This is a genomic window from Azoarcus sp. Soil_N_20 (assembly GCF_057656155.1).
Genome location: NZ_JBDGKX010000007.1, coordinates 223,146 through 237,029 on the forward strand (window position 1 = coordinate 223,146; position 13,884 = coordinate 237,029).

Annotated in this window: 12 protein-coding genes; 10 read left to right on the forward strand and 2 right to left on the reverse strand. The window is 64.8% G+C overall.

The annotated features are described in order from the left end of the window. Window positions 1-80 precede the first annotated feature (80 nt). From lepA to uvrC, 10 genes are all read left to right on the forward strand, one after another. Window positions 81-1,877: a translation elongation factor 4 gene (gene lepA / locus AC3A35_RS15795; RefSeq protein WP_487437152.1), complete on the forward strand. Its 1,797-nt coding sequence runs from the start codon at window positions 81-83 to the stop codon at window positions 1,875-1,877. A 48-nt stretch (window positions 1,878-1,925) separates the two neighbouring features. Continuing rightward, entirely contained in the window at window positions 1,926-2,714 is a 789-nt protein-coding gene (gene lepB / locus AC3A35_RS15800) for a signal peptidase I (RefSeq protein WP_487437153.1), read from the forward strand. Between the two features lie 17 nt (window positions 2,715-2,731). Continuing rightward, a complete protein-coding gene (locus AC3A35_RS15805; RefSeq protein WP_487437154.1) occupies window positions 2,732-3,094 on the forward strand; it encodes a DUF4845 domain-containing protein in 363 nt (120 codons plus the stop codon). Beyond that, window positions 3,094-3,771 carry a ribonuclease III gene (gene rnc, locus AC3A35_RS15810; RefSeq protein ID WP_487437155.1) on the forward strand — a complete coding sequence of 226 codons (678 nt, stop codon included), beginning with the start codon at window positions 3,094-3,096 and terminating at the stop codon, window positions 3,769-3,771. Before AC3A35_RS15805 ends, rnc begins: the two co-directional genes overlap by 1 nt. After that, window positions 3,768-4,688, forward strand: coding sequence for a GTPase Era (gene era, locus AC3A35_RS15815; protein ID WP_487437156.1), 921 nt, complete (start codon window positions 3,768-3,770; stop codon window positions 4,686-4,688). Before rnc ends, era begins: the two co-directional genes overlap by 4 nt. Before the next feature lie 12 nt (window positions 4,689-4,700). After that, on the forward strand, window positions 4,701-5,450 hold the full coding sequence (gene recO, locus AC3A35_RS15820; RefSeq protein WP_487437157.1) for a DNA repair protein RecO: 750 nt from the start codon (window positions 4,701-4,703) through the stop codon (window positions 5,448-5,450). Then, on the forward strand, window positions 5,447-6,196 hold the full coding sequence (locus AC3A35_RS15825) for a pyridoxine 5'-phosphate synthase (protein WP_487437158.1): 750 nt from the start codon (window positions 5,447-5,449) through the stop codon (window positions 6,194-6,196). Before recO ends, AC3A35_RS15825 begins: the two co-directional genes overlap by 4 nt. 16 nt (window positions 6,197-6,212) lie before the next feature. Further along, the gene (gene acpS, locus AC3A35_RS15830) at window positions 6,213-6,590 is read left to right on the forward strand and encodes a holo-ACP synthase (RefSeq protein WP_487437159.1); all 378 of its coding nucleotides are present in this window, start codon (window positions 6,213-6,215) and stop codon (window positions 6,588-6,590) included. Next, on the forward strand, window positions 6,587-7,705 hold the full coding sequence (nagZ, locus tag AC3A35_RS15835; protein ID WP_487437160.1) for a beta-N-acetylhexosaminidase: 1,119 nt from the start codon (window positions 6,587-6,589) through the stop codon (window positions 7,703-7,705). Before acpS ends, nagZ begins: the two co-directional genes overlap by 4 nt. 151 nt (window positions 7,706-7,856) lie before the next feature. Then, window positions 7,857-9,674, forward strand: a complete 1,818-nt coding sequence (gene uvrC / locus AC3A35_RS15840; RefSeq protein WP_487437161.1) for an excinuclease ABC subunit UvrC — start codon at window positions 7,857-7,859, stop codon at window positions 9,672-9,674. A 146-nt stretch (window positions 9,675-9,820) separates the two neighbouring features. On the opposite strand, the gene AC3A35_RS15845 is transcribed toward uvrC, so the two are convergent. Continuing rightward, window positions 9,821-12,316, reverse strand: coding sequence for a glycogen/starch/alpha-glucan phosphorylase (locus AC3A35_RS15845; protein WP_487437162.1), 2,496 nt, complete (start codon window positions 12,314-12,316; stop codon window positions 9,821-9,823). A 99-nt stretch (window positions 12,317-12,415) separates the two neighbouring features. Then, on the reverse strand, window positions 12,416-13,876 hold the full coding sequence (glgA, locus tag AC3A35_RS15850) for a glycogen synthase GlgA (protein ID WP_487437163.1): 1,461 nt from the start codon (window positions 13,874-13,876) through the stop codon (window positions 12,416-12,418). Between the last annotated feature and the right edge of the window lie 8 nt (window positions 13,877-13,884).

Genomic DNA, 13,884 nt, shown 5'->3' on the forward strand with positions numbered 1-13,884 from the left:
GTTAAGAAAAAGTAAGATTTTCAGGGGTTTGTGAGGGCTGACGAGACCTCGCGAGCCTCCTAGATACGACGGTAGCCACTTTGCAACATATCAGAAACTTCTCCATTATCGCCCACATCGACCACGGAAAATCCACCCTGGCCGATCGACTCATCCACTTTTGCGGCGGCTTGTCCGACCGCGAAATGGAGGCACAGGTGCTCGACTCGATGGATATCGAGCGCGAGCGGGGCATCACCATCAAGGCCCAGACTGCCGCACTGCAATACAAGGCGAAGGATGGCAAGGTCTATAACCTGAACCTGATCGACACGCCGGGGCATGTCGATTTCTCCTACGAAGTCAGCCGTTCGCTGGCCGCATGTGAAGGTGCATTGTTGGTGGTGGATGCCTCTCAGGGTGTCGAGGCCCAGACGGTGGCGAACTGCTACACCGCGCTCGACCAGGGGGTCGAAGTGGTTCCGGTCCTGAACAAGATCGACCTGCCGGCGGCCAACCCGGACAATGCACGACAGGAGGTCGAGGACGTCATCGGCGTCGATGCGTCCGAAGCCATCCTGTGCTCGGCCAAGACCGGGCTCGGCATCGAAGAGGTGCTGGAGGCCGTCGTGGCGCGGATTCCGCCTCCAAGGGGGAATCCCGACGGGCCGCTGAAGGCGCTGATTATCGATTCGTGGTTCGACAACTACGTCGGCGTCGTCATGCTGGTCCGTGTAGTGGACGGCGCGCTGAAACCGAAGGACAAGATCCTGCTGATGTCGAACGGCGCGCAGTACCCGTGCGAGCAGGTCGGCGTGTTCACACCGAAATCGCTGAACCGCGAGCAACTGGTTGCGGGCGAGGTCGGCTTCATCATTGCCGGCATCAAGGAACTGGAAGCGGCCAAGGTCGGCGACACCGTGACCCTGGCCGGCAAACCGGCGGCCGAGGCCCTGCCGGGGTTCAAGGAAATCCAGCCCCAGGTGTTCGCCGGGTTGTACCCGGTCGAGTCGAGCGAATACGAGCAGTTGCGCGATTCGCTGGAGAAGCTCCGCCTGAACGACGCTTCGCTGCAATTCGAGCCGGAAGTATCGCAGGCGCTGGGCTTCGGCTTCCGTTGCGGCTTCCTCGGCCTGCTTCACATGGACATTGTTCAGGAGCGGCTCGAGCGCGAGTTCGACATGGACCTCATCACCACCGCGCCGACCGTGGTCTATGAGGTGGTGCTGAACAGCGGCGAGATCATTCACGTCGCGAACCCATTCAAACTGCCCGATCCCGGCAAGTACCAAGAGATCCGCGAACCGATCATCACCGCGACCATCTTCATGCCGCAGGAGTATGTCGGTCCGGTCATCACGCTGTGCAACCAGAAGCGCGGCTCGCAGGTGGACATGCGTTACCACGGCCGCCAGGTGCAGCTCATCTACGACCTGCCGATGAATGAGGTGGTCATGGACTTCTTCGACAAGCTGAAGTCGGTGTCGCGCGGCTATGCCTCGCTCGACTACGAGTTCAAGGAGTACCGGGCCGCCGATCTGGTCAAGCTCGATCTGATGGTCGGCGGCGAAAAGGTCGATGCACTGTCGGTCATCGTGCACCGGGTCAGTGCCCAGTTCCGCGGCCGCGAGCTGAGCGCCAAGCTGCGTGGCCTGATCCCGCGCCAGATGTTCGATGTCGCGATCCAGGCGGCCATCGGTTCGAACATCATTGCCCGCGAAACGATCAAGGCGCTGCGCAAGAACGTGCTGGCCAAGTGCTACGGCGGCGACATCAGCCGCAAGAAGAAACTGCTCGAGAAACAGAAGGAAGGCAAGAAGCGCATGAAGCAGGTGGGCAACGTCGAGATTCCGCAGGAGGCCTTCCTCGCCGTGCTGCGTACCGATGACAACAAGTAGGTGCCGGCGCCAACGCCGTCACGACATCGATAACCGACTGGAGTCTGCGTGAACTTCGCCCTGATCCTTTTTGTCCTGTTACTGATATCCGGAGCGCTGTGGGCGGCCGACCGTTTCTACGCCCGCAAGCATCGCGCCGCGGATGCACCTTCGCCGTGGTGGGTCGAGTACGGTGCGAGCTTTTTTCCGGTGATCCTGATCGTGTTCGGGCTGCGCTCCTTCGTCGTCGAGCCGTTCAAGATCCCCTCCGGCTCGATGATTCCGACGCTGCTGGTGGGCGATTTCATTCTGGTGAACAAGTTCACCTACGGCATCCGGCTGCCGGTCATCAACCGCAAGATCATCGATCTGAACGACCCGCGGCGCGGCGATGTCATGGTCTTCCGCTATCCTGCAGATCCCTCGCTGGACTACATCAAGCGGGTCGTCGGGCTGCCGGGCGACAAGGTCGAATACATCGACAAGCGCCTGCGGATCAACGGTGAAGCCGTCTCGATCGAAGAGTCGGGCACCTATCTGCATCCCGATCGGCTGTACTACTCGCCGCAGTTCTCGGAAAAGCTCGGCGAGAGCAACCATTCGATCCTGATCGAACGCGAGGCGCCGGCCTTCGTGGCCCAGGTGCTGAATTACCCGTATCGCGATAACTGTACCTATACTAGCGGCGGCGTCACCTGCACGGTGCCGGCGGGGCATTACTTCGTCATGGGCGACAATCGCGATGCCAGCAGTGACAGCCGGGTATGGGGCTTCGTGCCGGACGGCAACATCGTCGGCCGGGCCTTTTTCATCTGGTTCAATTTCAATGACATGAAGCGCATTGGCCGCTTTCACTGATGACGGGGAAGAACTCCATGACTCAATCTCGCCAGCGTGGCCTCAGCTTGATCAGCGTGCTGATCGTCGGGGCATTTCTCGCGTTTGCGCTCCTCATCGCGTTCCGGACCGTGCCTGCCATCAACGAGTACATGTCGGTGCAGCGCATCGTCAAGCTCATTGCCGCTGAAGGCGATGGCGGCGCGCCGGTGTCGGAGTTGCGGCGCAGTTTCGATCGACGCGGGCAGATCGACGACATCAGCACGGTGACCGGCGCCGACCTCCAGATCGCCAAGCAGGGCGGAAAGGTGATTGTCGAGGTCGATTATTCACGCAAGGTGCCGGTTGCCGGCAATGTCAGCCTGCTGATCGACTTCCAGGTTTCGAGCGCCAATCCCTGATGGCGGGTTTTGTCGATCGTCTGCAGCGCCAACTCGGCCACGTTTTCACCAATCCCGATCTCCTGCAGCAGGCGCTGACCCATCGCAGCTTCGGTTTTCCGAACAACGAGCGGCTCGAATTTCTCGGTGACAGCGTGCTGAACTGCGTGACCTCGATCGCGCTTTTCGAACGCTTTGGGGATCTGCGCGAAGGCGAGCTGTCTCGCGTGCGCGCCTCGCTGGTGCGCCAGGAGGCCTTGCACCGCCTCGCGCTCGACCTGCAGCTCGGCGAGTGCCTGCGTCTGGGTGAGGGCGAACTGCGCTCGGGCGGGTTCCGTCGCCCGTCCATCCTTGCCGATGCACTCGAGGCGGTGTTCGCCGCGGTCTTTCTCGACGCCGGGTTCCCGGCCGCGAAGAGCGTGATCGATCGCCTCTACGTTCCGCTGATCGCCGAAGTCAATCCCGCGCTGCCGTCCAAGGACCCCAAGACGGCGCTGCAGGAGTGGCTGCAGGGGCGCAAGATTGCACTACCCACCTACACCATGGTCCAAGTGCTCGGGGAAGCCCACGCCCAGGAATTCGAGGTCGCGTGCGAGGTGCCCAAGCTCGCGTTGCGTACCGTCGGCCGGGGCAGCAGCCGGCGCGCGGCAGAACAGCAGTCGGCCGAGTTCGCACTGGCCAAATTGAGGAAACAATGAACACTTCCGCTGACAAGGACGTAGCCCCCGCCAAGGAAGGCTTCCGCACCGGTTTCGTTGCCATCGTCGGCCGTCCCAATGTGGGCAAGTCGACCCTGTTGAACCGGCTGATCGGTCAGAAGATCAGCATCGTGTCCAGCAAGGCGCAAACCACCCGCCATCGGGTCACCGGCATCCTGACCAACGAGGCCGCCCAGTTCGTCTTCGTCGACACCCCCGGCTTCCAGACTCAGCACCGCAACGCGCTCAACCGGTCGATGAACCGCACGGTTTCGCAGGTGCTGTCCGACGTGGATCTGGTGTTCTTCGTGATCGAAGCCGGTCGCATGGGTGAGGACGACCGCAAGGTACTCGAGGTGATTCCGGCGGAGGCCAAGGTGATACTGGTGATCAACAAGGTCGACCAGCTCAAGGACAAGACCCGTTTGCTGCCCTTCATCGACAGCGTGCGCGGGCTGCGTGACTTCACCGAGATCGTCCCCCTGTCGGCCGAGCGCGGCAGCAACTGCGATGCCCTGATCGCCACCGCCACCCGCCTGCTGCCCGAGGGGGCGCCGATGTACCAGGACGATGAGATCACCGACCGCAGCGAACGCTTCCTCGCGTCGGAGTTCCTGCGCGAGAAGCTGTTTCGCCTGCTCGGGGACGAACTGCCCTACGGTATCGCCGTGGAGATCGAGAAGTTCGAGGTCGAAGGCAATCTGCGCCGGATACACGCGGCCGTGATCGTCGATAAGGCCGGACACAAGGGCATCGTGATCGGCAAGGGCGGCGAGAAGCTCAAACGCATCTCGACCGAGGCGCGTGTCGAACTCGAAAAGCTGTTCGATGGCAAGGTTTTCCTCGAAGTCTGGGTCAAGGTCAAGAGCGGCTGGGCCGACGACGAGCGCGCGCTCAAGAGCCTCGGTTACGAATAATCCGTCGCCGCCATGGGGCCGAAACAACGCATCGAACAGCAGCCGGCATGGGTGCTGCACACGCTGCCATGGCGGGAAACCAGTCTGATCGTCGAGGTTCTTTCGCGCGATCACGGCCGTGTCGCGCTCGCTGCCAAGGGCGCCCGGCGCCCTATGTCGGCATTGCGCGGTGTGCTGATGGCCTTCCAGCCCCTGCTGATGGACTGGACCGGCGGTGGCGAAGTGAAAACCCTGATCCGCGCCGAATGGCGGGGGGGGCAGCCCCTGCTCACCGGAAAGGCCTTGCTGTGCGGCTACTACCTCAATGAACTGATGGTGCGGCTCACCGCGCGTGAGGACCCCCATCCGGCGCTGTTCGACGCCTACGAAGCCGCGAATGCGGCGCTTGGCCGGGGCGAAAGCCTGTCCCCCATCCTGCGCCGGTTCGAGCTCGCGCTGTTGCAGGAACTCGGCTACGGCATCGCCCTCGATGCGGAAGCCGGGCAGGGCGGTGCGATCCAGCCGGCACAAGCCTACCTCTATATAATCGAGCACGGACCGATGCCGGTCGATGCGCCGCCCCCGCCCGGGCGGGACGACATCGACGGCGGGGAAGGGCTGGCGGTGAGCGGACAGACCCTCATCGACATGGCTGCGGGCGAATTTTCCCGAACCGAAACGCTGGCCCAGTCCAAGCGGCTGCTGCGTGCACTGATCAACCACTATCTCGGCGGGCAGCCGCTACAGTCACGCCGGGTGCTGAAGGAGTTGCAGGAACTGTGATCGAACTCGGCGTAAACATCGACCACGTTGCCACCCTGCGCCAGGCGCGGCGCACATGGGAACCCGATCCGGTATGGGCCGCCGTCGAGGCGCACCTGGGCGGGGCGGACGGCATCACCGTGCACCTGCGCGAAGACCGTCGTCACATCAACGACGACGACGTCCGCAGGCTGCGCGAGCTGACCCAGGTCAAACTCAACCTGGAAATGGGCGCCACCGAGGAGATGGTCGCCATCGCCTGCGCGCTGAAGCCGGAAATGGCCATGCTGGTGCCCGAAGGCCGCCATGAGATCACCACCGAAGGCGGGCTCGACGTGCTCGCGCAGGAGGCACGGCTGAAGGACGTGGTCGCGCGCCTGGCCGATGCCGGCATCGTCACCAGCGTGTTCATCGACGCCGAGATCCCCCAGATCGAGGCTGCCGCACGGATCGGTGCACGAGTGTGCGAGATTCACACCGGCCCCTACGCCCACGCCTTCCACGATGTAGGGCGCGACAGCGAAAGCGCGGCGGTGCTCGCCGAACTGGACAAGGTGAGGGCGGCCGGCGCCGCGGTGCGTGCGCTCGGCATGCGCTTCAACGCCGGCCACGCGCTCAACTACTACAACGTGCAGCCGATCGCGGGCCTGCCCGGCGTGCGTGAACTGCATATCGGCCACGCCATCGTCAGCCGCGCCGTGTTCACCGGCCTGCGTGCGGCAGTGAGCGAGATGAAGCGCCTGATGCGCGAAACCGCGGGCCAGTAAGCGAGGACGGGGCAAAGTGATACACGGCATCGGCACCGACATCGTCCACATCGAACGGATGCGGACTTCGCTCGAACGCCATGGCGAGCGCTTCGCCCTGCGTATCCTTGCCGAATCCGAGCGCGAACCCTGGCGCGCCAGCCGTGACCCCGCACGCTTTCTCGCCAAACGCTTCGCCGCCAAGGAAGCCTTCGGCAAGGCATTCGGCACCGGGGTGGCCGCTCCGGCCACCTTGCATGCGGTGGCGGTAGGCCACGATGCGCTCGGCAAACCCGGTTTCCGCTACGACGAGCGCCTCGCGCACTACATGGCCGAGCACCGCCTCGGCGCCCATCTCAGCCTGACCGACGAACACGACTACGTGGTGGCCTTTGCGGTCATCGAGCACACATGACGACACCTGCGTTGAAACTGGCCCGCGGCCCGGTGATGATCGACGTCGCCGGCACCCGTCTCACCGACGAAGAGCGCGAACGCCTGTGCGACCCGCTGGTCGGCGGCGTCATCCTGTTCGCACGCAACTTCACCGGCTCCGACCAGCTTGCCGCGCTCACCGCCGAGATCCGCTGTCTGCGCGACCCGGCGCTGCTCATCGCGGTCGACCATGAAGGCGGCCGCGTGCAGCGCTTCCGTACCGACGGCTTCACTCGCCTGCCGGCCATGCGCACCCTGGGCCAGCTGTGGGACCACGATCACCTGCAGGCGCTCGACGCCGCCCGTGCCACCGGCTACGTCCTCGCCGCCGAACTGCTCGCCCACGGCATCGACCTCAGCTTCACGCCGGTCCTCGATCTCGACTACGGCGTCAGCCGCGCGATCGGCAACCGCGCCTTCCATCGCGACCCACAAGTGGTCGCCACGCTCGCCCAGGCACTGGCCGCGGGCATGACCGAGGCCGGCATGGGCTGCGTGGGCAAGCACTTCCCCGGACACGGCTACGTCGAGGCCGACTCCCACCACGAGATCCCGGTCGATGAACGCGGGTTCGACGTCATCTGGGCCGAGGACATCGCGCCCTACCGCCACCGCCTCGGCCGTCAGCTCGCCGGGGTGATGCCGGCGCACGTGATCTACCCGGCCGCCGACCCGAACCCGGCCGGCTTCTCCGCCTTCTGGCTGCGTGACGTGCTGCGCCAGCGCGTCGGGTTCAAGGGGGTGATCTTCAGCGACGACCTCAACATGGAAGGTGCAAAGTTCGCCGGCGATCTGGTCGGGCGGGCCAAGGCCGCCTACGCCGCCGGCTGCGACATGGTCCTCGCCTGCAATCGTCCCGAGCTCGCGGCCGAACTGCTCGACCGCTGGGCACCGGTACCGGATGCGGACAGTCTCGCCCGGCTGGCTGCCGTGGTGCCGGCCAAACCGCGTGCCCCCCATCTGGTCGACAGCTTCGCCCTCGAACTTCATGACCCCTATCTGAAAGCGCGCGAACAAGTCCTTGCCATCGCCGAAGACGCGCCGACCGGCCCGACGATGACGGCATCGACGATCGGGAATGTCACCAAGACATAGCGGGGCGTGGCGCTGGTACGCGGCTGGCTTGACGGTCGGGCGTTTGTGGCGCCGGCGAGGACTGTCCGAGCCCGCAGGGCGAGTTCCGCAGCCGGCAGAACAAATGCTTGGCCGGCAAGCCAAAGAGTCACGAACATAAACGCTGAAACGAATGACCGAATCTGCCGCGCCCGTTCCCTTCGACGCAAAAGCCTTCCTGCGCACCTTGACCGAAAATCCGGGGGTCTATCGCATGATCGGCGCCGAGAACAAGGTGCTTTACGTCGGCAAGGCCAAGAACCTCAAGCGCCGCGTCTCGAGTTACTTCCTGCGCGCCCAGGCCAGCCCGCGCATCGCCATGATGGTGGCGCAGATCATGCGCGTCGACGTCACCGCCACCCGCTCCGAAGCGGAAGCCCTGATCCTCGAAAACAACCTCATCAAGAGCCTCGCGCCGCGCTACAACATCCTCTTTCGCGACGACAAGACCTACCCCTACATCGAACTTTCCGCCGACGAATTTCCCCGCCTTGCCTACCACCGCGGCGCCTTCACCAAGGGCGCACGCTACTTCGGCCCGTTTCCGAACGCCTATGCCGTGCGTGAAACCATCCATCTGCTGCAGAAGACCTTCCAGCTCCGCACCTGCGAAAACAGCGTCTACCAGAATCGCTCGCGGCCCTGCCTGCTGCACCAGATCAAACGCTGCACCGGCCCCTGCGTGGGCCTCATCGACAAGGACGCCTACGCCGCGGACGTGCGTCTGGCCACCCGTTTTCTCGACGGCCAGGCCAACGAAGTCGTCGACGCCCTCACCGCGCGCATGCAGACGGCCGCCGAGCGCCTTGCCTTCGAAGAGGCCGCCGCATGCCGCGACCAGGTCCGTGTCCTCCAGTCGGTGCTGCACCGCCAGTATGTCGACAGCCGCAAGGACGAGGACGTCGACATCCTCGCCGCGGTGGAGGAGGACGGCCTGATCTGCATCAACATCGCCATGGTGCGCGGCGGCCGTCATCTCGGTGACCGCCCTCAGTTCCCCAGCGGCGCCGCGGTGTCGGGCGCTGCCGACGGCCTGCTTGCCTTTGTCGAACAGCACTACGCCGAACACCCGATCCCCGCACGGCTGCTGGTCAACCTCGCCCCCGAACCGATCCGCGAGATCCTCGCCGCGATCACCGAGCGTCCGCCCGGCGTGGTCTCCCCACGCTACGCCGCCGAAAAGGCGTGGATGGAAATGGCCGAGAACAACGCCAGCCTCGCCATCCGGGCCCGCGCCCGCGACACCGGCCGCGTGGAGCAACGCCTCGAAGCCCTGCGCGAAGCGCTCGACCTGACCGAGGCGCCGCAACGCGTCGAATGCTTCGACATCAGCCACACCATGGGCGAGGCCACGGTGGCCTCGTGCGTGGTCTGCGAGGGCGGGGCGATGAAGCGCGCCGAGTACCGTCGCTACAACATCACCGGCATCACCGCGGGCGACGACTTTGCCGCCATGCGCCAGGTGCTCGAACGGCGCTACGGCAAGGTCGCGGCCGGGGAGGGGATCTGTCCGGACCTGATCCTGATCGACGGCGGCAAGGGCCAGGTCAGTGCCGCGGCCGAGATCCTCGGCGAAGTCGGGCTCGAGTCGGTCGCCATGGTCGGGGTCGCCAAGGGCGAGGGCCGCAAGGCCGGCCTCGAAACGCTGATTTTTGCCGACGGCCGCGAGGGGCTGGTGTTGGGTGGCAGCTCGGCCGCGCTGCACCTCATCATCGAGATTCGCGACGAGGCCCACCGCTTTGCCATCACCGGCCACCGCGCCAAACGCGGCAAGACCCGGATCGGTTCCAGGCTCGATGACATCCCGGGCGTCGGTCCGTCACGTCGGCGCAATCTGCTCGCTGCCTTCGGCGGGCTCGATGGCGTGCGTGCCGCCACCGTCGAGGACCTGTGCCGGGTCGAGGGCGTCAGCCGCAAGCTTGCCGAAGACATTCACGCCGCGCTGCGCTGAGCCGGACGGTGCTGCCCGGGCTCCGGCCGCATCCCACCCCATCGGTGTTCGACCCTCGTCGCACGCTGGGACGGCCGGCGTCGAAGTTCGCCTGCGAGCGGCTGAGACCGACATCTTGGACGCCCCTGAGCACGGCGTCATCCGGACTAGGGGTGGTGGCCACGCGGCATCACGAAGTCGTTGCCGGTCAGATCCACCGCTTTGACTCGCCAGATCGTGTCTGCGTACTCGGAAATGGTGCGGTCCGACGAGAACCGGCCCATCCCGGCGATGTTGAGCAGGGCCCGACGGCTCCAGTCTTCCGGCTTGCGATAGAGCGCATCCACTCTCGCCTGCGTGTCGACATAGCTGGCATAGTCGGCCAGCAGCAGGTAGTGGTCATCCCACTGCACCAGGACGTCGAATATCTGGTGGTAGCGACTCGGTTCCGCCGGGCTGAACACGCCGTCGCGGATGGCCTCGAGGACGGCCCGCAAGGTCGGATTTGCATCATAGATCGCGCGCGGCTGATAACCCAGGGCGCGAATCTCGGCCAGTTGCTCGGTGGTGTTGCCGAAGATGAAGATGTTGTCTTCACCGACTTCCTCGCGGATCTCGACGTTGGCGCCGTCGAGGGTGCCGATGGTGAGCGCGCCATTGAGAGCAAGCTTCATGTTGCCGGTACCGGAGGCTTCGGTGCCGGCCGTGGAGATCTGCTCGGACAGATCCGCGGCGGGGATGATCAACTCCGCGAGGCTGACGCTGTAGTTGGGGATGAACACCACTTTCAGGCGATCGCCGATGCGGGGGTCGTTGTTGATCGTGGCCGCGACGTCGTTGATCAGGCGGATGACCACCTTGGCGAAACGATAGGCCGAGGCCGACTTGCCGGCAAAGATGACCACCCGCGGCACCCAGTCGGCCTTCGGATTGGCGAGGATTGCCTGGTAACGGGTGACGACGTGCAGCATGTTCAGCAGCTGCCGTTTGTACTCGTGCATGCGCTTGACCTGGACGTCGAACAGCGCATCCGGATTCAGGGCGATGCCGAGATGCGTGTTCACGTACTCGGCCAGCCGCAGTTTGTTTGCGCGCTTGGTGGCGCTCAGCATGTGCAGAAAACCGCTGTCGTCGCAGTATTCGCGCAAGCCATGCAGCTGCGCCAGATCCCGGCGCCAGCCGTGCCCGATCCGGGTGTCGATCAGCGCGGCGAGGCCGGGATTGGCCAGCGCCAGCCAGCGTCGCGGCGTCACTCCGTTGGTCTTGTTGTTGAACCGCTCGGGCCACAGGCGGGCAAAGTCGGCGAAAATCGATTCGGTCATCAGCCGCGAGTGGAGCGCGGATACGCCATTGACCGAGTGCGAGGCAACGACGGCGACATAGGCCATGCGCACGCGGCGCTCGCCGGTTTCGTCGACCAGGGACAGGCGGCGCATCAGATCGAGGTCGTGGCCGTGCTTCGCCACCACGCCGGCAAGAAAATCGGAATTGATATCGAAGATGATGCGCAGATGGCGCGGCAGCACGCGGCCGAGCATGTCCACCGGCCAGGTTTCGAGCGCCTCGTGCATCAGCGTGTGGTTGGTATAGGAGAACACCTTCTGGCACTGCGCCCACGCCGTGCTCCACTCGAGGCCGTGCTCATCCACCAGCAGGCGCATCAACTCCGGTACCGCAAGGACCGGGTGAGTGTCGTTCAGATGAATGCTGACCTTGTCGGCCAGCGCATCGAAGCTGTCGTGGGTGACCAGGTAACGCCGGACGATGTCCTGCAGGCTGGCGGAGACGAAAAAATACTCCTGGCGCAGGCGCAGCTCCCTGCCCGACTGGGTGGAATCGTCCGGATAGAGGACCCGCGACACGTTCTCCGAATGTGTCTTGCTCTCGACCGCGCCAAAATAGTTGCCGCGATTGAACGCCGAAAGATCGATCTCTTCGGTGGCCTTTGCCGACCACAGGCGCAGGGTGTTGGTGGCCTCGGTGCCGTAGCCTGGAATGATGGTGTCGTAGGCCATGGCCAGGACGTCATCGGTATCGATCCAGTGCACAACGCTTCCCTGACGCTCCAGACGGCCGCCGAAGCGCACGCGGAACTGGATCTCCGGGCGCGGAAACTCCCACGGATTGCCGCGGGTGAGCCAGTAGTCCGGAACCTCGACCTGCTGCCCGTCGATGATCTGCTGACGGAACATGCCATAGTCGTATCGAATGCCGTAGCCGAAGCCGGGCACCCCGAGCGTGGCCATCGAATCCAGAAAGCAGGCGGCCAGACGCCCGAGGCCGCCATTGCCGAGCGCCGCATCGGGCTCGAGTTCGAGCAGGGCGTCGGCATCGACTTCGAGGTCGGCAAGGGCCTGGCGCACGATCGGCAGCAGCTCGAGTGCAAGCAGGGCGTTACTGAAGGTACGGCCGATCAGGAACTCCATCGACAGGTAGTACACCCGTTTGACGTCCTGCGCATAACCGGCCCGGGTGGTCTTCATCCAGCGCTCGACGAGATGGTCGCGTACCGCGTAGGACACGGCGTGCAACCAGTCTTCCGCATGCGCGGACTCCGGATTCTTGCCCACGTGGTACATCAGCTTGTTCGAGATCGCGCGCTTGAATGCCGCGACATCATTTGACAGGTGATCGTACTGGTGTTCGAACTGGGTCAGGTCCATCGGCGAATTCAATCGAGTGCGTTCCGGGAAAGTGATCGATGCGTGCGGTTAATTTAATGCGCCCGCGGATTGTTCGCCAGCCTTTCTTCGTCCGGTTGCTCAGGCCAGCAGCTGCCGATACAGGGCGAGGTAGTGCCGGGCCGGAACATCCCAGCCGCAGTGCGTGCCCATTGCGCGGCGCTGCACCAGCGTCCAGTCCGCCCGGCGGCGGTACAGCGCGAGCGCCCGCGCAGCGGCCTGCAGCAGGCCGTCGGTGGAGAACGAATCGAAAACGAAGCCGGTGGCGTCGTGGTCCAGCGTCTCCAGACGGGTGTCGGCAACGGTGTCGGCGAGGCCGCCAACCCGACGCACCAGGGGCAGGGTCCCGTACTTCAGGCCGTACAACTGAGTCAGGCCGCAGGGCTCGAAACGTGACGGCACCATGATGACATCGCTGCCCGCGATCAGCCGGTGGGCGAACTGCTCGTCGTAGCCGAGCGTGATCGCAACCGACTGCGGATGGGTGGACGCGGCCTCCACGAAGGCTGCCTCCAGCGCGGCGTCGCCGCTACCGAGCAAGGCGAACTGCGCGCCCTGTTCGACCAATGCGGGCAGGGCGCGCAGCACCAGATGCAGGCCCTTCTGCTCGGTAAGCCGGCTGACGACACAGAACAGTGGCGTGCGCGCCACCCTGCGCAAACCGAGTTCGCGCTGCAGCAGGGCCTTGCAGCGCGCCTTGCCGGCAATCTGGTCGGCATCGTAGCGGGCCGGCAGCAGGGGGTCGGTCGCCGGATCCCACACTTCTTCGTCAACACCGTTCAGGATGCCCGAGAGGTCCTGGGCGCGCTCCCGCAGCAGGCCATCGAGCCCGCAGCCCTGTTCCGGCTGCTGGATTTCGAGGGCGTAGCCGGGGCTCACGGTGGTGATCCGATCCGCATAGTACAGGCCCCCTTTCATGAAGTTGAGCTGGCCATGGAACTCGATGCCGTGCATCGCAAAAAACTGTGCCGGCAAGCCGAGCGCACCAAAATGGCGTCCGTCGGACAGCCCCTGGTAAGCGAGGTTGTGCACCGTGAACACGCTGGGCGGAAGCGGTCGTCGCCGGGTGAGCGCAGCGGCCCGCAGATAGGCGGGGGCAAGCGCGGCATGCCAGTCGTGCGCATGCACGAGCTCCGGTATCCACTGCGGATCGAGCCCTTGCGCAAGTTTGGCGGCGGTCCACCCGAGAAGGGCGAAACGCAGATGGTTGTCGGCGTAGGGATGGTTTCGGTCGTCCGCGTAAGGACCGCCCGGGCGGCGATAGTAGCCCGGGGCATCGATCACGTAGGCCTCGGTGTTGCAGGCCGGAAGCCGGCCGTGCAACAGGCGCGCGGCGGCCGCGCCCAGTTCGCCGGGCGGAGCCAGTTCGGCGATCAGGGTGGCATCGACCAGTCCGTCCAGGATGGGGCCGAATCCGGGCAGCAGTACCCGGACGTCGGCTCCGAGGCGTTGCAGGGCCAGCGGCAATGCCCCGGCAACGTCGGCCAGACCACCGGTCTTGAGCAGGGGAAAGATCTCGGCACAGGCCTGCAGGATGCGCATCGGAGGTG

Coding starts and splice junctions, on each gene's coding strand:
- nagZ (WP_487437160.1), top strand. CDS start 6,587: ATGACGACACCTGCGTTGAAACTGGCCCGCGGCCCGGTGATGATCGAC.
- era (WP_487437156.1), top strand. CDS start 3,768: ATGAACACTTCCGCTGACAAGGACGTAGCCCCCGCCAAGGAAGGCTTC.
- uvrC (WP_487437161.1), top strand. CDS start 7,857: ATGACCGAATCTGCCGCGCCCGTTCCCTTCGACGCAAAAGCCTTCCTG.
- rnc (WP_487437155.1), top strand. CDS start 3,094: ATGGCGGGTTTTGTCGATCGTCTGCAGCGCCAACTCGGCCACGTTTTC.
- AC3A35_RS15805 (WP_487437154.1), top strand. CDS start 2,732: ATGACTCAATCTCGCCAGCGTGGCCTCAGCTTGATCAGCGTGCTGATC.
- recO (WP_487437157.1), top strand. CDS start 4,701: ATGGGGCCGAAACAACGCATCGAACAGCAGCCGGCATGGGTGCTGCAC.
- glgA (WP_487437163.1), bottom strand. CDS start 13,876: ATGCGCATCCTGCAGGCCTGTGCCGAGATCTTTCCCCTGCTCAAGACC.
- AC3A35_RS15845 (WP_487437162.1), bottom strand. CDS start 12,316: ATGGACCTGACCCAGTTCGAACACCAGTACGATCACCTGTCAAATGAT.